The following is an 18,370-nucleotide window of genomic DNA, read 5'->3' on the forward strand; positions in this document are numbered from 1 at the left end:
CGGACTCCCGAGTGGCTTCTACGCTGGATGCATGACCGTTCCTTCTGTTCAGCTCAACGACGGAAACTCCATCCCCCAGCTCGGCTACGGCGTGTTCCTCGTGCCCGCCGACGACGCCGAGCGCGCCGTGTCCGAGGCGCTCGAGGTCGGCTACCGCCACATCGACACCGCCGCCATCTACAAGAACGAAGAGGGTGTCGGCCGCGCGATCGCCGCCAGCGGCATCCCGCGCGACGAGCTCTTCGTGACCACGAAGCTCTGGAACGACCGGCACGACGGCGACGAGCCGCTCGCGGCGATCGATGAGAGCCTGCAGAAGCTGCAGCTCGACGCCGTCGACCTGTACCTCGTCCACTGGCCGACGCCGAAGAAGGACAACTACGTCCACGCGTGGCAGAAGCTGATCGAGATCCGCGACGCAGGCAAGACCCGCTCGATCGGCGTCTCGAACTTCCTCGTGCCGCACCTCGAGCGGATCGTCGCCGAGACCGGTGTCACCCCCGCGGTGAACCAGGTCGAGCTGCACCCTGCCCTCAGCCAGCGCGAGATCGCCGCCTGGGGCGCCGAGCACGACATGCACATCGAGTCGTGGGGCCCGCTCGGCCAGGGCAAGTACGACCTGTTCGAGATCCCCGCGGTGAAGGATGCCGCCGAGGCCCACGGCAAGAGCCCGGCCCAGGCGGTGCTGCGCTGGCACATCCAGCACGGCTTCATCGTCTTCCCCAAGTCGGTGCGTCGCGAGCGTCTCGAGGAGAACTTCGCCCTCTTCGACTTCGAGCTGACCGCCGACGAAATGGCCGCGATCGATGCCGTCGACCCGGGCGACGACTCCGGTCGCGTGGGTACGCACCCCGACGACCTGAACTGACCCCAGCGCACGCGCGCATGAACCGCCTCGCGAACGCCTCGAGCCCCTACCTCCGGGCCCACGCCGACAACCCCGTCGCGTGGTTCCCGTGGGGGGCCGAGGCGTTCGCGCTCGCGGCCGAGCGAGACGTCCCCGTGATGGTCTCGATCGGCTACAGCACCTGCCACTGGTGTCACGTCATGGCGCGCGAGTCGTTCCAGGATGCCGAGACCGCCGGCATCCTGAACGAGGGCTTCGTGTCGATCAAGGTCGACCGCGAGGAGCATCCCGACGTGGATGCCGCCTACCTCGACGCCGCGTCCGCGTTCACGCCGCACCTCGGGTGGCCGCTGACGGTGTTCGCGACGCCCGAGGGGCGCGTGTTCTACGCCGGCACGTACTTCCCGCCGACGCCGCGCCCGCCGCAGGCGTCGTTCCGGCAGGTGCTCGCCGCCGTCCGCGAGGCGTGGACCGAGCGCCGCGACGAGGTGCACGCCACGGGCTCCTCGCTCCGCGACGCCCTCGCCGCGGCGGTCACCTCGTCCGCCGACACCTCGCCGACCCTCGACCAGCTCGCTGACGCTGCCCGGACGGTCGCCGCCCGCGAGGACCGCGAGTACGCGGGGTTCGCCGCGGGCCCGGCGTTCGAGACCCCGAAGTTCCCCAACACCCCGGTCCTGCGGTTCCTCCAGCACCCCGCGCTGGCGGCGGAGGCCCCGGAGGCCGCGGCCGTGGCATCCCGAGCCCTCGCCGCCATGGTGGCGTCCGACCTGCACGACACCGTCGAGGGCGGCTTCTTCCGCTACGCGACCCGCCGCGACTGGAGCGTTCCGCACTACGAGCGCATGCTCACCGACAACGCCGGCCTCGTCGAGGTCGCCCTCGCCGCCGGCGACGAGGCGACCGCCACCGACGCGGCCCGCTTCCTCGTCGACGTGCTGCAGCTCCCCTCCGGCGGGATCGCCGCCGCGCAAGACTCCGAGTCGATCATCCACGGCGTGCGCAACGAGGGCGGGTACTACCGCGTCGCCGACCGATCGGGGCTGCAGCCTCCGGCCCTCGACGCGAAGGTGGTGACCGGCTGGAACGGCCACGCGATCGCGGCGCTCGCCGCCGCCGGAACCCCCACCGACCCGCGCTTCCTCGAAGCCGCGCGGTGGGTCGCCGACGCGGTGCTCGAGAGCAACGTCGCCGACGACGGCACGCTCCGTCGCGCGTCTCTCGACGAGATCCGCTCCACGGCTCCCGCCACGCTCGAGGATTACGGCGGACTCGCTCGCGGCCTCCTCGCCCTCGCGCGCGCCACCGGCGAGGTCGCCTACGCCGAGCGCGCCCGGGCGCTGATCGATCTCTGCCTCGGTGACGACGGCATCCATCCTCCGGGCGGTGGCGACCCGGTGCTCGTCGCGCAGGGGATGCAGCCGCACGGCGTCCCGAGCGACGGCGCGTCGCCTTCCGGTCCCTCGGCCTTCGCCGCCGCGGCTCTCGATCTGTGGCGGCTCGGGGCGGGTGAGCGGTATCGCGCCGCGGCAGAGGTGCTCGTGCGCGCGGCGGCGGGCTCGGCGCTGTCGGCGCCGCTCGCGCACGGCGCGATCCTCGAGGTGGCGGTGGGGCTGGCATCCGCCCCCCGTCAGGTCGTCGTCGTGGGCGAACCGGATGCCGAGATCGCCGACGCCGCGCGCCGCGTCGCCGCCGACGTGGTCGCGGTGGTGTCACCCGACCAGGCTGTCGCGTTCGCCGACGCCGGCTTCGAGCTGTTCGCGGGAAAGACCGCGCTGAGCGGGGAGGCCACCGCCTACGACTGCCGCGCATTCACGTGTGCGCTGCCGACGACGGATCCCGCGCGGCTGGTCTGAGCGCCTTCCGGTGGTTACGGATCCGGAGAACGGCCGCAGATCCGGAGCCACGACGTGAATCGGTCCGGATCCGACTCCCGTCTCCGGATCCGCTCACTCCAGCAGGTGCCGCAGATACCTCCCCGGGGCCTCCAGGAAGCCGCGGTGCAACCGCACCAGATCCAGATCCTCCCAGGCGCTCTCGCGGATGCCCCACTCGCCGAGCTCGAGGATCGCGGCCCCCGGCAGCGCGGCCAGCACGGGGGAGTGCGTGGCGCAGATCACCTGCGTGCCGCGGGAGCGCATGCGATCGAGGGATGCCAGCCAGCGCAGGGTGGACGAGAACGACAGCGCGGCCTCGGGCTCGTCGAGGCACGCCAGGCCGGCGACGTAGCGCTCGTGGTCGAGCACCTCGTCGAGGAGGCTGTTGAACGACTCGCCGTGACTCATCTCGTGCAGGCTGGGCGCCGGGCCGCCGAGATCGTCGCGCCACGAGTAGTAGCTGTGCATCGTCTCTGCGCGGAGGAAGAAGCCCCATCGCGGGGCGCGGGGACTCCGCTCGATGCGCAGCCACTCGCCCAGCGGGCTCTCGGTGCGCCGGGTCTCGCCCCCGCCGTTCGTCGACCCGCCCTCGGCCGGGAGTCCGGCCGCTTCCGCGATGCCCTCGATCAGCGTCGATTTGCCGGAGCCGTTCTCGCCGACGAGGAAGGTCACCCCGGGGCCGAACTCCCACCCGTCGCCGGCCGCGACCTCGAGGAACTGCGCGACCGCCGGGATGCTCGCCGGCCACGCACCCTGCTCGACGGGAGCGTCGCGGAACAGCTTCACCCGCTGCACCGGACGCGGGTCGTGGAGCCACTCGTCGCCGCGCGTCACGTCGTCAGATCCAGGTGGGCAGCCAGTTGTGGAGGCGCCAGAACTCGTATGGCACCGGGAGCCCCGCCCACACGGGGTACCAGAAAGCGGAGATCAGCAGGCAGACGGCGAGGAAGACGATGACGATCCCTTGCCCGTTCGCCCGCGTCATGCCTCGTATGCCGCGGGCGATGTCGCGCACGGCGAACGCGAGGGCGAGCACGAGGAACGGCAGCATCGTCACCGTGTAGAACTGGAAGATCGTGCGCTCGGGGTACAGCAGCCAGGGCACGTAGGTCGCGGCGAGGCCCGTCAGCACGAGCGCGTAACGCCCGTCCCGCACGAGCACGACGCGCACCAGCAGATAGAGGGATGCCGCGATCCCGGCCCACCAGATGAGGGGGTTCGCGAGGCTGGAGATCGCTTCCGTGCAGCCGCTCGGCAGACCGCAGCCGTTGACGCCGTAGTCGTCCTGGTGCCAGTACATCGAGGTCGGACGGATGAGGAACGGCCACTGCCACGCGGGGCTCGCGTAGCTGTGCGGAGTGACCAGGCCGACGTGGAATCTGTACATCGCCTCGTGGTACATCCAGAGGCTCTGCAGGGGCTGCGGCACCCACGACCAGAATCCGGTCTCCGGCCCGGGGGTCCTGCGCATGTAGCCCCCGGCGGTGAACAGCCACCCCGACCAGCTGGCCAGGTAGACGACCGCCGCAACCGGCACCAGAAGGACGAACGAGGCGAGGCCTTGGCGGACGGCATCCATCGGCCACTGACCGATGCCGGCGCGACGGCGAGCGAGCGCGTCGGTCACGACGGCGTAGATGCCGACGGCCGCGAGGACGTACAGGCCCGACCACTTCACCGCCGTCGCGGCGCCCGCGGCGGCGCCGGCGGCGAGAAGCCACGGGCGGTTCCACAGGATGGGCCCCCACATCGGCGGGTCGCCCTCGCGGGCCGCCAGGAGCGCCGCGAGTCGATCGCCGGTGCGCCGATGATCCAGGGCGACGAACCAGAATGTCAGCACCACGAAGAACGTGAGGAAGATGTCGAGCAGCGCGATGCGGCTCAGCACGATCCCCAGGCCGTCGATCGCGAAGAGACCGGATGCCACGGTCGCCAGCGGAAGGGATCGCGTGAGCGTGCGCGCGAACAGGTAGATCAGCAGGACGGTGGCCGTGCCGAACACGGCGGCGGCGATCCGCCAGCCCGTCGCCGAGTCGGCGCCGAACACGGCCATGCCGGCACCGATGAGGATGCGTCCGAGCGGGGGATGGACCACGTAGCTCCCGATGCCGGTGAAGGCGTCGGTGTCGCCGGCGGCGAACTGCGTATCGGTGAAGTCGGTCGGCCAGGTCGAGGGGTACCCGAGCACCCATTGGCTCCACGCGTCTTTGACGTAGTAGGTCTCGTCGAAGACGAGCTGGTGCGGGTTACCGATGTCGATGAGGCGCAGCACAGCCGCGACGAGGGTCACGAGCGCCGGGGCGAGCCAGCGCCACAGGCGCAGACCCCGGGGGTCGCCGAGCAGCGCGTCACGCCACCGGTCGAGGCGCGTGCGCTCGATCGGGGGGAGCAGAGGGGAGACGTCGGTGCTCACGGCCCCCAGCCTAAGGTGGAACGGTGATCATCCTCGCGGCGACCCCCATCGGCAATCTGGGGGACGCCTCGCGTCGCCTGGTCGACGCGTTGGAGAACGCCACGGTCGTCGCCGCGGAGGACACCCGCACCACCCAGCGCCTGCTCGCGGGGCTCGGTGTCGAGAACCGCCCGCGGCTCATCGCCCTGCACGACCACAATGAGAAGGAACGCGCCGCCGAGCTCGTCGAGCTGGCGCGCGAGGACGACCTCCTGGTACTGAGCGACGCCGGCATGCCGACCGTCAGCGACCCCGGGTACGGGCTGGTTGCCGCGGCCGCCGCCGCGGGCGTCACGGTCACCGCCCTCCCCGGTCCGAGCGCCGTCGTGACCGCGCTCGCCGTGGCGGGGCTTCCCACCGATCGCTTCGCTTTCGAGGGCTTTCCCCGCCGTAAGCCCGGTGAACGGCGCAAAGCCTTCGCGCAGCTGGCATCGGAGGAGCGGACTCTGGTGTTCTTCGAGTCGCCGTCGAGGCTGGCATCCACCCTCGACGACCTCGCCGCCACCTTCGGCGCCGATCGGCCCGCCGCGGTCTGTCGGGAGCTGACGAAGCTCTACGAGGAGGTCAAGCGCGGCACCCTCGCCGAGCTCGCTGCATGGGCGGCCGAGGGGGTGCGGGGCGAGATCGCGATCGTCGTCGGCGGAGCCACGGCACGAGAGGTGGCGTTCCCGGATGCCGTGACCCAGGTGCTCGAACTCGTGCGGGGCGGTATGCGGCTCAAGGACGCGGCGTCCGAGGTGGCGTCGCTCACCGGTCACCCGTCGCGCGAGCTGTATCAGGCGGGTCTCGCGGTCAAGCGCTGAGCGCGGGGCGGACCGAGCGGTCCGCCCCGCGTCGAGCTTCACCGACGGCGGTGACGCCAGATCAGTCCCACGCCGGCGGCGAGGGCGAGCAGGCCGGCGGCAGCGAGCCCGAACGGCACGCTGGTGCCCGTCGCGGCGAGACCGCCCGGCGTCGAAGGCGCCGGGGTCGAGAGCGCCGGCGTGGTGGGCGCGGGCGTCGCGGGCGTGGACGGCTCCGCCGTCGGCGCGCCGGGCGTGGGCTGACCGGGGGTGGGCCCCGGGGTCGGCTCACCCGGCGAGGGCTCCGGCGTCGGGGTCGGCTCCGTGGGCGAGGGCGTCGGCTCCCCGGGCGGCGGAGCGACGGCACCGACCTTCTCGAGGCCGAGGTCGTCGATCGTGCCCCACGCCCCGGTCGGCAGGTCGGCGATCACGCGGACCGTCAGACTCTCTCCCTCCGCGACCTCGATCTCGTCGGTGCGTGGCTCCGACCACACCCGCCACCCGCCCGCGGTGAAGGGGACGGTGGCGGTGGCGGCATCCGAGATCAGCTCGATGGCGGCGGTGCCGTCACCGAACGCGCCGCCCTGCAGCGATCCTGTCGCGACGTAGCGTCCCGCCGGGAGGTCGTCGACGCGCTGCTCGAGGGCGAACGACGTCGCCGAGGCGGCGTAGAAGTGGGCCGAGCGCTCGCCCGTGCGAGGGTCGTCCGTCGCGCGCAGCGACAGCGGACCCTCGACGGTCCACATCGAGACGTCGGGATCTTCGAAGCCGGGGTTGCGCAGCAGGTTCTCGGCGGCGACCGTCACCACGGCGAGCGCCGCGTAGCCGTCGGCGGTCGTGCCGACGATCTCGTAGGCGCCGGGCTTCGCGAGGTCGGGAGCAGCCTCCCAGGTCACGGGGCTGTCTTCGCTCGTGCCGTCGCTGAAGCGCACGGTCACTCTCTCGGGGAGGAGGAGCTCCTCGCCCGCGGTCATCGCGACGCGCACGGTGTCGACGCCGGTGACTTCCCGGGGTGCGACCGCGCCGGTGCGGACGTACTCGAACGTGCGCAGCGACTCGAGCGGCGTGCCGTCGACGTCGAACAGCGACTGGTTGTCCCACGCCGACCCGCCGAAGTACTCGCCGGCATCCTCCGGGTCGTACTCACCCGCGAAGCTCGTGGCCCAGCCCGAGCCGTCGCGCTCCCAGAGCACGCGGTTCTGCTCCAGCTCGTCGGCGGAGCCCACGGGCAGCCAGGCGGGCTCCCAGTAGTACGCGCCGATGCCGGCCTCGCCTACGTCGGCGACGGCCTGCACGACCTCGCGCAGCGCGGTCGCCTGGCCCTGGACGCTGACGGGGTACGCCTCGGCCTCCGCGGCACTGTCGATCACATCGGGGTGGCCGTCGGCGTCATCCAGGGTGCGCACCCACGAGGTCTCGACGACCATGACCTTCTTGTCGTAGGTGTCGGCGACCTCGCGCAGCACGGTCGTGAGATTCTCGGTCGTGCCGTGCCAGAACGGGTAGTACGACGAGGCGAACACGTCGTAGTCGACGGCGTTCGCCGCGAGCTGTGCGGCGTACGCGGCGTAGTGGCCAGGACGCTCGGGGTTCGTGACGTGCACGGCGACGAGGGCGTCGGGCGTCACCGCGCGCACCGCGGCGGATCCCGCCGAGAACACGCGCGCCATGTCGGGCCAGCCGGTCACCCCCGCGACGCCGCCGTTGGTCTCGTTGCCCACCTGCACGAGCTGCACGTCGACGCCGGCGGCGACGAACGCCGACAGCGCGTCGCGCGTGAAGTCCTCGACCGCGGCGGAGGTCTCGGCGGCATCCATTCCGGCCCACGCCTTCGGCGCCGTCTGCTTGGCGGGATCGGCCCAGAAGTCGGAATAGTGGAAGTCGACGGCGACGCCCAGACCCGCGGCGGTCGCGCGCTCGCCGATCTCGACGGCGCGATCCACCCCGACGTTGCCGCCGCCGTACCCGCGGCCCTCGGCGTCGAACGGGTCGTTCCACACCCGCACGCGCACGTCTGTCACGCCGTGGTCGGAGAGCACGGCGAACAGGTCGGCCGGGGTGCCGTCGTCGTCGCGGAACACCACGCCGGACTCTTCGAGCGACAGCACCGATGACACGTCCACGCCGAGGGCGAAGTCGGATGCCAGGTTCTCGACGCGCGGAACGGTGATCCCCGCGTCGACCGGTCCGTCGTCGGGTGCGGCCTGAGCCGCGGTGACGGGCGCCGCCGCAAGGGCGACGCCGAGGGTCAGGGCCGCGAGGGCCGTGGGGCGGGGGTGTTTCGGCATCCGGATCTCCATCGATCGGGGAACGGGGCGGTCGGGGCTCAGCCCTTGACCGACCCCTGGGTGAGGCCGCCGACGATGTAGCGCTGCAGCGACAGGAAGAGGGCGAGCACCGGGATCGACGCGAGCACGGACCCCGCGGCGAACAGGCCCCACCGGGAGGTGAGCTGGTTCGAGACCCACTGGTACATGCCGACGGCGAGGGTCCAGTTGTCTTCGGACACGAGGATGATGCGCGCGAGGATGTAGTCGCCGAAGGCGGCGATGAAGGCGAGCAGTGCCACGACCGCGAGGATCGGGGTCACGAGCGGCATGATCAGGCGCCAGAAGATCTGCGCGTGCGTCGCGCCGTCGATCTTCGCCGACTCGTCGATCTCGATCGGGATGGTGTTGAAGAAGCCGTACATGAGGAACGTGTTCGCCCCGAGCGCGCCGCCGAGGTAGACGCAGATGAGCGCGAGCTTGGAGTTGATGCCGAGCGCGGGAACGACCTCGCCGATGGTCAGCAGCATGAGGAAGATGGCCACGAACGCCAGCGCCTGCGGGAACATCTGCACGATGAGCAGGCCGGTGAGGCTCGCGCGTCGCCCCGAGAAGCGGAAGCGCGAGAACGCATACGCTCCCGCTGCGCCCATCAGCACGGCGCCGACCGAGGCGACGCCCCCGATGAAGAGCGTGTTGCCCACCCACGTCCAGTAGCTCGTCCCTGACAGGGCGGCGTAGTTGGCGACGTCCACCGACGAGAAGAGCGCGTTCGAGGAGGCGAGGCTGCCGCGCGGGTTGAGCGAGGCCGAGAGCACGTAGACGAGCGGGAACAGCGCGTAGAAGGCGATGAGGGCGGCGACGGGGTACTTCCAGCCGACCTCGGCGAGCCAGCGGCGCTTCTTCGCCGGGGTGGTGCGGGCGGCGTCGCGCCCGGTGCCGCGTGCGGTGACGGTCATGCGAACTCCTCCAGCTTGCGGGTCTGACGGAAAGCCAGCGCCGAGATGGCGCCGACGACGACGAACACGACGATCGACAGGGCGCTGGCGAGGCCGTAGTCGGCTGCTCCGCCCGAGACGCCGGAGATGTCGTAGATGGCCGAGATGAGAATGTCGGTCGAGCCCAGCGCGTAGGGCGCGCCGGGTATCGCGGGGCCGCCGTTGTTGAACATGTAGATGACGGTGAAATTGTTGAAGCTGAAGGCGAACGACGAGATCGCCAGCGGCGCGGTCGACACGAGCAGCAGGGGCAGCACGATCGAGCGGAACGAGCGCCACCGGCCGGCGCCGTCGAGCTGAGCGGCTTCGAGGGTGTCGGAGGGGAGGGCCTGCAGAGCGCCCGTGCACACGAGGAACCAGTACGGGTAGCTGAGCCACACGTTCACCCACAGCACCGCGAGCTTCGCGAGCACGGGGTCGCCGAGCCAGTTGATCGGCAGGCCGAAGAAGAAGACGTCGTTGATGACGCCGAACTCGGAGTTGAACATGCCGCGGAACAGCAGCGCCGACATGAAGGCGGGGAACGCGTACGGGAGGATGAACAGGGTCCGCAGGAACTTGCGCGCCCGCACGCGTGGATCGTTGAAGATGAGCGCGAACAGCAGTCCGAGGCCGAAGCTCACCACGACCGAGAGGATCGCGAACGCGAACGTCCAGCCCGTGACCGACAGCAGCGGTTGCAGCAGGGCGCCGTCGGTGAAGACGCGCAGGAAGTTCTCGAACCCCACGTTGACGTACCACCCGGTGGGCAGGCTCTCCCCGTCGGCGGAGGTGAAGGTGCCGCGGTCGGTTGCGGTGTAGACGGTTCCGGTGGTGGTGTCGGTGATCGTCTGGGCCTGCTCGTCCCACACGAGGGTCGAGGTGTAGACCGTCGCGGTCGATCCGTCGCGCGTACGCAGCGCGCCGTCGTTGGGATCGTCGGACAGCGGGACGCGGAGAGCAGCGGCCGCCTGCTGCACCGAGGGGTCGGTGAGCACCTCGGCGCGGGGCACGACCGTCCAGCCCGACACCTCGGTGGGGGCGCCACTCGCGCCGATCTCGCCGTCGACCGTGGTCAGGGGCTCGTCGGGCGTGCCCACGCGCACGACGTCGTCGTCGGCGATCGCGAGGCCGTAGGTGCCGAGGCGTTCGACCACGGACATCGCATACGTGGCGGAGTCGTCGACTCGGCGCTCGCCCTGGATGAGGGTGGCATCGACCGCCTGCGCCTGCGAGCCCGCATGACCGGTGCCGTAGTTGGTGAAGGCGATGTACGCGGTGTATCCGAAGATGAAGACCTGGAAGGCGAAGAGGAAGATGAGCCCCGGCAGCAGGTACTTCAACGGCAGTGCGCGGCGGGTGAAGTAGACGACGTCGGCGACGATCAGCAGCACGGCGGTGATCGAGGCCAGCAGCCAGGAGTCGGCACCGACGGCGGTGAGGATCGTCAGGATGCCGAAGGCGTTGACGACCGCCATGATCACGAGTTTCACGAGGAAGCCGACGCCGATGCCGCGGAAGCTGCGGGCGTGCGACTCGCCGCGCGGCGAGGGAAGCGGCGCGGGGGCGGTGGGGGCCGCGCCCGGGGGCGCGACGGGTGGGGTGACCGACATGGGTGCTCCGGATTCGTCGGGGTGGTACCGCGGGCGGCCGCGAACGATCGCGACCGCCCGCGGAGTCGTCAACCGGCCAGGGTGCTCTGCAGGTCGGTGATCATCTGGTTCCACGTCGAGACGGGCTCGGCGCCCGAGATGATCTGCGCCTCGGCGGCGTTCCAGAGGTCCCACACCGATCCCATCTCCGGGATCGAGGGCATGGGCACGCCGTTCTGCGCGGAGGCGAGGAATCCGGCGATGATCGGGTCGGAGGCGACCTCCTGGCCGAGCGAGGTGTACGCGGGGATGCGCGGGTCGGCCTCGTAGAGCGCGCGCTGCGCGTCTTCCGTGCCGAGGTAGTTGACGAGGAACTCGGTCGCGAGCAGGGCGTTCTTGCTCTGCGCGCTGAGGTAGAAGCCCTGTACGCCCACGAACGGCGCAGCCGTCTGGCCCCCGGCGCTGGGGATCGGGTTCACCGCGACGTCGATGCCGTCGAACGAGCTGATGGCCCACGGACCTTGGACCGTGTACGGCGCCTTGCCGCTCGCGAAGAGCTCGTTGTTGATGTCGTAGTCGATCGTGGTCGAGAGGTAGCCGGCCTGGCCGTTGGTCGAGAGCCACTGGGCGAAGGCTTCGCCGGGCGCCCCACCCATGCCCACCTCGGACGTGTACGAACCGCTGGCATCCTGCACGAAGACGGGGGCCCCGAACGAGGTCTGCAGACCGTACATCGTGTAGCCGTCGCCGGTCTCGCCCGCGGTGTTGATGACGAAGGGCCGCTCGGCCCCGGATGCCAGCCCCCGCTGGATCATGTCGTCCCACGTCGCGGGCGCCTCGGCGCCGACCAGCGCGGTGTTCTGCACCAGCGCCACCGTCTCGAGGGAGTACGGCAGGGCGTACAGCTGCCCGTCGTACGTCATCGCCTCGAGGGCGACGGGCTCGAAGTTCGACGCGGTGTCGCCGAGGTCGATCGTGTCGACGACGCCGGCGGCGACGAGCGCGCCGAGCCAGTCGTGCGCGCCGACGGTGATGTCGGGGCCTTCGCCGGTGGGGACCTGGGCGATGAAGTCGTTGCGCAGGTCTTCGAAGTTCTTCTGCACGAGACGCACGGTCGCGCCCGTCTCCTCCTCGAACGCCTTCGCGGCGTCGCCGATGGCCTGCTCGCGCTCGGCGTCGGTCCAGACGACGATCTCGGGGCCGTCGCCGCCCGCGGCGGTGTCGTCGCCGGCTCCGCCGCCGGAGCAGCCGGTCAGGGCGAGGGCCGAGACGGCGAGCATCGCCGCCGAGCCGAGGAGCGTGCGCCGGGGTGCTGTCATGCGCATGAGAGGTCCCTTTCTGTGCGACCGCAGCCATTGCGGTCGGAGTGGTCGGCCGCGGTCGTCGCGGTCGGGTCGAGCGGGGTCGCCGGGCGGCGACCCGGGTGTGACCGCGTCGGTGCGGTCACGCCGGAGGGGCGGTGCCGAGCCGTCAGCGGCGGTCGCCCCCTTCGCGATCGGTGCGGACGACCGCGATGCCCCCGGCGGGGACGGTGAGCGATCCTGACGTGGGGGCGCCGGTGAGCAGCTCCGTCCCGTCGATCGCGAGGTCCACGGCGTCGTCGCGGTGGTTGATCACGAACGTGAAGTCGTGCCGTTGCGAGCGGCGGACGACGACCTCGCACCCGGCAGGGACACCGGATGCCGAGACGCCCGCATCGGCGTAGGCGGCGGCCATCACGCGGGCGAGGCTGTCGGCATCCAGGCTCGTCGAGATGTACCACCCCGTCCCGGCGCCGTGGGAACGGCGGGTGAGGGCGGCGCGCCCGGCGGCCGGACCGTCGACGTAGCGGGCGACGGTCTCGGCATCGTCGACGAGGAGGTCCTCGGCCCACGCTCGGGCGGTCAGGGCGGTGCCGTCGGCGTTCTCGAGCGTCGTCGTCTCGCCCTCGCGCAGCGGCAGGAACTCCTCTACGCGCACGCCGAGCACGTCGGCCAGGGGAGCCAGGTAGCCGCCGGGGTGGACGGCGTCGTTCTCGTCGACGATGCCCGAGAAGAACGAGACCACGAGCGTGCCGCCCCCGTACACGTAGGCGGCGAGATTGTCGGCGTCCTTCTGCGTCAGCAGGTACTGCGCCGGCACGACGACAAGGCGGTACCCCGAGAGGTCGTTGCCGGGCAGCGCGAAGTCGGCGGTGATGCCGTCGCGCCAGAGCTGCTCGTAGTAGGCGCGCACCTGCGCCTGGTGCGTGACGTCGACCGAGGGGCGCCACTCGAGATCTTGCGCCCAGAACGACTCGAAATCCCACAGGACCGCGGCCTCGGCCTGCACGCGCGCGCCGCGCACCTCGCCGAGGCGGCCGAGCGCGTCGCCGAGGTCGACGACCTCGCGCCAGACGCGGGAGTCGGTGCCCGCGTGGGGGAGCATCGCCGAGTGGAACTTCTCCGCGCCGGAGCGCGAGGCACGCCACTGGAAGAAGAGGATCGCGTCGGCGCCGCGCGCCAGGTGCGTCAGCGAGTTGCGGGCCATCTCGCCCGGGCGCTTGGCAACGTTGCGCGGCTGCCAGTTCACGGCCGAGGTGGAGTGCTCCATGAGGATCCACGGAGCCCCCGCGCCCACGGAGCGCGAGAGGTCGGCGGCGATGGCGAGACCGACGTGGCCGTCGGGGTCGGCAGCCCACAGATAGTGGTCGTCCGAGACGATGTCGACCTCTTTGCCCCACGCCCACAGGTCGGTGGTCCAGCTCTGGTTCGCCATGAAGTTGGTCGTGACCGGCTGCGGGGCGTGGGCGCGGATGGCATCCCGCTCGATGCGGAAGCACGCGCGCAGCTGGTGGTCGGTGAACCGTGCGAAATCGAGGCGCTGCGCGGGGTTGACGACGCTCGGGGCATCGGCGGGCGCGCCCACGTGCTCCCAGTCGCCGTAGTGCTGGCCCCAGAAGGCGGTGCCCCAGGCCGCGTTGAGGCCGTCGAGCGAGCCGTACCGCTCTCGCAGCCAGTCACGGAAGGCGGCGACCGAGGCGGGGGAGTAGTCCTCGCCCACCGGTACGCCGTACTCGTTGTGCACGTGCCACAGGACGACCGCGGGGTGCGCGGCGTAGCGCGCGGCGAGGGCGTCGGCGATCCGTGCGATCGCGGCGCGGTACGCGGGGGAGGAGGGGGATGCCATGCCCCGCGAGCCGAAGCCCATCGTGCGGCCGTCGCGGGTGATGACGCGTGCTTCGGGGTGGGCATGGAAGAACCACGCAGGCGGGGAGGCGGTGGGTGTGCCGAGGTCGACGGAGATGCCGTGGGCGTGCAGGAGGTCGAGGAGATCGTCGAGCCAGGCGAAGTCGAAGACGCCCTCGCTGCGCTCGAGGAGGGCCCACGAGAAGATGCCGACGCTCACGAGGTTGACGCCCGCCTCGCGCATGAGGCGCACGTCCTCGTCCCAGACCTCGCGCGGCCATTGCTCGGGGTTGTAGTCACCGCCGTAGGCGATGCCGTCGAGAGCGGGCCAGGGGGGAACGCGGGTCATGACACTCCATCGGATCTTCGAGCGGCCCGGACTGGGACCGGTCACAGCTTCTGCGGCTCCGGCCGTCGCGCGCAACGTCGAGGCCTGGTTCGTTATGCAACTGTGACCGGTCCCAGTTCAGTCGTGTCCTGCGGGCGCTCCGCCGCCCGCAGGCCGATAGCATTCCCGCATGGAGCAGACCCCGACCGTTCGTCGCAAGCCGACGATCCGCGACGTCGCCGCCGCTGCCGGAGTGTCGCGGGGCACCGTATCGCGGGTCATCAACGGCGGTCATTGGGTGTCTCCCGACGCGCGCGCCGCTGTCGAAGAGGCGATCGAACGAACGGGGTACACCGCGAACCACGCCGCGCGCAGCCTCGCGACCGGTCGGTCCGGCTCCCTCGCGTTCCTCATGACCGAGCCGCAGCACCTCCTCTTCGACGACCCGACGTTCGCGCTGCTCCTGCGGGGCGCGGCCGAGGCGCTGTCGCAGCGGGGGATGACCCTCGTGCTCCTCATCGCGGGCACGCCGGCCGAACGAGCCAACGTCGAGCACTACGTCAGCGCCGGGCACGTCGACGGCGTGCTGCTCATCTCCTCGCACGAGGCCGACCCCCTGCTGGAGTCGTTGCTGGAGGCCGGCATCCCCACCGTCTCGTGCGGCGTCCCTCTCGGACACCGGGCCGAAGTGCTCAGCGTGTCGGTCGATGAGAGCGGGTCCGCGCGCGAGATGACCGCCTACCTCCGATCCCGCGGGCATCGACGCATCGCGATGATCGCCGGTCCCGACGACACTCCCGGAGGGCGGTTCCGGCTCGTGGGATTCCGGAAGGAGATGGGCGCGGACTTCGACCCCGCCCTCGTCGAGATCGGCGACTACTCCTTCGACTCCGGGGCTGCCGCGATGGCTCGGCTGCTGGAGCGCGCGCCGGATGTCGACGCCGTCTTCGCGGCCTCCGACTCCATGGCCGCCGGCGCGGTGCAGACGCTCCGCCGGGCGGGGCGACGCGTTCCCGACGATGTGGCCGTCGCCGGATTCGACGACTCGGGCCTCGCCGCCACGCACGAGCCTGCGCTGACCACCATGCGCCAGCCGTGGGAGCAGCTGAGCGAGCGGATGGTCACGCTGCTCCTGGATGCCATCGCCGGGCGCCCCGTCTCACCGGTGGTGCTGTCGACCACGCTCGTCGCGCGCGACTCCGCCTGACCGCCGCCCTCGCGCGACGCGCGCCGTCGAGCCGTCATGCGACCGCCGGGCATGAGCGCGCCCCCGTAGAATCCTGGGGTGACTTCCGGCCGATCCTTCTACATCACGACGCCGATCTACTACCCGAGCGACGTCCCCCACATCGGCCACGGCTATACGACCGTGGCCGTGGACGCCCTCGCGCGCTGGCACCGGCAGGCCGGCGACGACACCTGGATGCTGACCGGCACCGACGAGCACGGCCAGAAGATGATGCGTGCGGCCGCCGCCAACGGTGCCACCCCCCAGGAGTGGGTCGACAAGCTCGTGAGCGAGTCGTGGTTCCCGCTGCTGAAGACGCTCGACGTCGCCAACGATGACTTCATCCGCACGAGCCAGGCCCGACACGAGGAGCGCGTCGCCACGTTCGTGCAGGCGCTCTACGACCGGGGCTACATCTACGCGGGTGAGTTCGAGGCGCTGTACTGCGTCGGATGCGAGGAGTTCAAGACCGAGGCCGAGATCGTCGACGGCGAGGGCCCCTTCGAGGGACTCAAGGTCTGCGCGATCCACTCCAAGCCGCTCGAACTGCTGCAGGAGAAGAACTACTTCTTCAAGCTCAGCGAGTTCCAGGACCGCCTGCTCGAGCTGTACAAGACCGAGCCCGACTTCGTCCGCCCGGAGTCGGCGCGCAACGAGGTCGTCTCGTTCGTCAAGAACGGCTTGAAAGACCTCTCGATCTCGCGGTCGACCTTCGATTGGGGCATCCAGGTGCCGTGGGATGACGCGCACGTCATCTACGTGTGGGTCGACGCGCTGCTCAACTACGCCACGGCCGTCGGCTATGGCAACGACCCCGAGCAGTTCGCGCGCCGCTGGCCTGCGTACCACGTGGTCGGCAAGGACATCCTGCGCTTCCACGCCGTCATCTGGCCCGCGATGCTCATGGCCGCGGGGCTCGAAGTGCCCCGCGGAGTGTTCGCGCACGGCTGGCTGCTGGTCGGCGGCGAGAAGATGTCGAAGTCGAAGCTCACCGGCATCGCGCCGACCGAGATCACCGATGTCTTCGGCTCCGACGCGTACCGGTTCTACTTCCTTTCCGCGATCGCCTTCGGTCAGGACGGCTCGTTCTCGTGGGAAGACCTCTCGGCGCGCTACCAGGCCGAGCTCGCCAACGGCTTCGGCAACCTCGCATCCCGCACGATCGCGATGATCGAGCGTTACTTCGAGGGGATCGTGCCGCCCGCGGGCGCCTTCACCGAGGCCGACTCGGCGATCCAGCAGACGGTGGCGGATGCCGCGACGAACGCCGACGCGGCCATCGAGAAATTCCGCATCGACGAGGCGATCGCCGCGATCTGGACGATCGTCGACGCCCTGAACGGCTACATCACCGACAACGAGCCGTGGGCCCTGGCGAAGGATCCGGAGAAGCGCGAGCGCCTCGGCACGGTTCTGTACACGGCCGCCGAGGGACTGCGCGCACTCGCCGTGCTGCTGTCCCCGGTCATGCCGATCTCGACAGAGAAGCTGTGGGTCGCGCTGGGTGCGGCCGAGAGCATCGGGCGTCTGCGCGACCAGCCCCTTCGTGAGGCCGGGCACTGGGGCGTCCTGCGGCCGGGGTCGTCGGTGAACGGCCTGTCTCCGCTGTTCCCGCGCGTCGAGCAGGCGTGAGCACGTCGGCCCCGGATCCGGCGGCGGTCCCCGAGCCCGTCGACGGGTCCGCCCCCGGCTCCACCCCCGTCGCCCGCCCTCGCGGCCCGATCGAGGGCGATCCCAGCCAGTACGTGCGCGAGCGCTCCGCCGACGGGCGCCGCGACGTCAGCTACCCGCCCGCGCCCGAGCCTCTGGGCGTGCCGGTCTACGACAACCACACGCACCTCGAGATCGAGGACGGCGAGACCGGTCTGTCGCTCGACGAGCAGCTCGAGCGCGCCCTGGCCGTCGGTGTGCACGGTGTCGTCCAGGCCGGCGGCGACGTCGACTCCTCCCGCTGGTCGGCGTGGGCCGCCGACAGGCACCCCCGCGTGCTGGCGGCGGTGGCGATCCACCCGAACGAGGCACCGGTCTACGAGCGGGCGGGGGAGCTGGATGCCGCGATCGCGGTCATCGACGAGCTCGCGGCCGCGCCGCGGGTGCGCGCCATCGGCGAGACGGGACTGGACTTCTTCCGAACCGAGGCCGATGGCATCCCGGCGCAGATGCGCTCGTTCGAAGCGCACATCGCCCTGGCGAAGAAGCACGACATCGCGATGCAGATCCATGATCGCGACGCGCACGAGGCGGTGCTCGAGACGCTCAAGCGGGTCGGGGCACCGGAGAAGACGGTGTTCCACTGCTTCTCGGGCGATGCCGACATGGCCCGGATCGCCGCGGATCGCGGCTACTACCTCTCGTTCGCCGGCAACGTCACGTTCAAGAACGCGCAGAACCTCCGCGATGCCCTCGCGGTGACTCCGCGCGAGCGGATCCTCGTCGAGACCGATGCGCCGTTCCTCACGCCGGTGCCGTATCGCGGTCGCCCCAACGCTCCGTATCTGATCCCCGTCACGCTGCGGTTCCTCGCGGCCGAGCTGGGGGTCGACGCCGACGAACTCGCCGCCCAGGTCGCCGCGAACACGATCGAGGTGTACGGCGCGTTCTGACCCGGATCGCGGGTCACACGCTCCGCGATGTGCGTATCCTCCGGCGGAGGGGGCCGGATGCCTCTGAGGTTGTGTCATCGCCGAGGTCGTGCGCGCGCCAGGTAGGTCCGGGAACGACGGAGGTCGGCACCCCGGGGGATGCCGACCTCCGTGAGCGGTCGCTCAGCGCTTCTCGTCGTCGAGGCGCGCCTCTTCGGCGCGTTCGAGACGGTCTTTCTCCTTCTGGGCGGCCTCGCGCTCTTCGCGGATCTCTTCGTGCGACTTCGAGTTG

General features: G+C 71.0%; 13 protein-coding genes. 6 read left to right on the top strand and 7 right to left on the bottom strand.

All coding sequences use genetic code 11. From position 1 onward, the window contains the following. Positions 1-31: 31 nt before the first annotated feature. Positions 32-868 carry an aldo/keto reductase gene (locus tag PIR02_13905; protein WZH35857.1) on the top strand — a complete coding sequence of 279 codons (837 nt, stop codon included), beginning with the start codon at positions 32-34 and terminating at the stop codon, positions 866-868. Between the two features lie 17 nt (positions 869-885). Further along, entirely contained in the window at positions 886-2,703 is a 1,818-nt protein-coding gene (locus PIR02_13910) for a DUF255 domain-containing protein (GenBank protein ID WZH35858.1), read from the top strand. Between the two features lie 93 nt (positions 2,704-2,796). Here the strand turns inward: PIR02_13910 and PIR02_13915 are convergent, their stop codons facing one another. Together PIR02_13915 and PIR02_13920 are read right to left on the bottom strand one after the other, a co-directional pair. Further along, entirely contained in the window at positions 2,797-3,558 is a 762-nt protein-coding gene (locus PIR02_13915; protein ID WZH35859.1) for an AAA family ATPase, read from the bottom strand. A gap of 4 nt (positions 3,559-3,562) precedes the next feature. Continuing rightward, a complete protein-coding gene (locus tag PIR02_13920; protein ID WZH35860.1) occupies positions 3,563-5,137 on the bottom strand; it encodes a phospholipid carrier-dependent glycosyltransferase in 1,575 nt (524 codons plus the stop codon). A gap of 23 nt (positions 5,138-5,160) precedes the next feature. On the opposite strand from PIR02_13920, the gene rsmI reads away from it, so the two are divergent. Further along, positions 5,161-5,979 carry a 16S rRNA (cytidine(1402)-2'-O)-methyltransferase gene (rsmI, locus tag PIR02_13925; GenBank protein ID WZH35861.1) on the top strand — a complete coding sequence of 273 codons (819 nt, stop codon included), beginning with the start codon at positions 5,161-5,163 and terminating at the stop codon, positions 5,977-5,979. Between the two features lie 38 nt (positions 5,980-6,017). Here the strand turns inward: rsmI and PIR02_13930 are convergent, their stop codons facing one another. The 5 genes from PIR02_13930 to PIR02_13950 all read right to left on the bottom strand — a co-directional run bounded on the left by PIR02_13930 (position 6,018) and on the right by PIR02_13950 (position 14,289). Continuing rightward, the gene (locus PIR02_13930; protein ID WZH35862.1) at positions 6,018-8,246 is read right to left on the bottom strand and encodes a glycosyl hydrolase 53 family protein; all 2,229 of its coding nucleotides are present in this window, start codon (positions 8,244-8,246) and stop codon (positions 6,018-6,020) included. A gap of 38 nt (positions 8,247-8,284) precedes the next feature. After that, positions 8,285-9,184, bottom strand: a complete 900-nt coding sequence (locus PIR02_13935) for a sugar ABC transporter permease (protein ID WZH35863.1) — start codon at positions 9,182-9,184, stop codon at positions 8,285-8,287. Continuing rightward, positions 9,181-10,815 (bottom strand): ABC transporter permease subunit, encoded by a 1,635-nt coding sequence (locus PIR02_13940; GenBank protein ID WZH35864.1) that lies wholly within the window; start codon positions 10,813-10,815, stop codon positions 9,181-9,183. The genes PIR02_13935 and PIR02_13940 overlap by 4 nt, the downstream gene beginning before the upstream one ends. A gap of 68 nt (positions 10,816-10,883) precedes the next feature. After that, complete coding sequence (locus tag PIR02_13945) at positions 10,884-12,119, bottom strand: maltose ABC transporter substrate-binding protein (GenBank protein ID WZH35865.1); 1,236 nt, start codon at positions 12,117-12,119, stop codon at positions 10,884-10,886. A 145-nt stretch (positions 12,120-12,264) separates the two neighbouring features. Beyond that, the gene (locus tag PIR02_13950) at positions 12,265-14,289 is read right to left on the bottom strand and encodes a beta-galactosidase (protein WZH35866.1); all 2,025 of its coding nucleotides are present in this window, start codon (positions 14,287-14,289) and stop codon (positions 12,265-12,267) included. Positions 14,290-14,458: 169 nt separating this feature from the next. Here PIR02_13950 and PIR02_13955 point away from each other — a divergent pair, with 169 nt between their 5' ends. The 3 genes from PIR02_13955 (at position 14,459) to PIR02_13965 (ending at position 18,099) form a co-directional block, all read left to right on the top strand. Next, positions 14,459-15,475 (top strand): LacI family DNA-binding transcriptional regulator, encoded by a 1,017-nt coding sequence (locus PIR02_13955; protein WZH35867.1) that lies wholly within the window; start codon positions 14,459-14,461, stop codon positions 15,473-15,475. 78 nt (positions 15,476-15,553) lie between these two features. After that, the gene (gene metG, locus PIR02_13960; GenBank protein WZH35868.1) at positions 15,554-17,128 is read left to right on the top strand and encodes a methionine--tRNA ligase; all 1,575 of its coding nucleotides are present in this window, start codon (positions 15,554-15,556) and stop codon (positions 17,126-17,128) included. An 89-nt stretch (positions 17,129-17,217) separates the two neighbouring features. Then, positions 17,218-18,099 (top strand): TatD family hydrolase, encoded by an 882-nt coding sequence (locus PIR02_13965; protein ID WZH39011.1) that lies wholly within the window; start codon positions 17,218-17,220, stop codon positions 18,097-18,099. Positions 18,100-18,370 lie beyond the last annotated feature (271 nt).

The sequence above is a fragment of the Microbacterium enclense genome, assembly GCA_038182865.1.
Classification (GTDB): domain Bacteria; phylum Actinomycetota; class Actinomycetes; order Actinomycetales; family Microbacteriaceae; genus Microbacterium; species Microbacterium enclense_B.

Excerpts from the sequence above, each read along its gene's own strand:
- PIR02_13905 (WZH35857.1), top strand. The coding sequence starts at position 32 with ATGACCGTTCCTTCTGTTCAGCTCAACGACGGAAACTCCATCCCCCAG.
- PIR02_13910 (WZH35858.1), top strand. The coding sequence starts at position 886 with ATGAACCGCCTCGCGAACGCCTCGAGCCCCTACCTCCGGGCCCACGCC.
- PIR02_13930 (WZH35862.1), bottom strand. The coding sequence starts at position 8,246 with ATGCCGAAACACCCCCGCCCCACGGCCCTCGCGGCCCTGACCCTCGGC.
- PIR02_13935 (WZH35863.1), bottom strand. The coding sequence starts at position 9,184 with ATGACCGTCACCGCACGCGGCACCGGGCGCGACGCCGCCCGCACCACC.
- PIR02_13940 (WZH35864.1), bottom strand. The coding sequence starts at position 10,815 with ATGTCGGTCACCCCACCCGTCGCGCCCCCGGGCGCGGCCCCCACCGCC.
- PIR02_13945 (WZH35865.1), bottom strand. The coding sequence starts at position 12,119 with ATGCGCATGACAGCACCCCGGCGCACGCTCCTCGGCTCGGCGGCGATG.
- PIR02_13950 (WZH35866.1), bottom strand. The coding sequence starts at position 14,289 with ATGACCCGCGTTCCCCCCTGGCCCGCTCTCGACGGCATCGCCTACGGC.
- PIR02_13955 (WZH35867.1), top strand. The coding sequence starts at position 14,459 with ATGGAGCAGACCCCGACCGTTCGTCGCAAGCCGACGATCCGCGACGTC.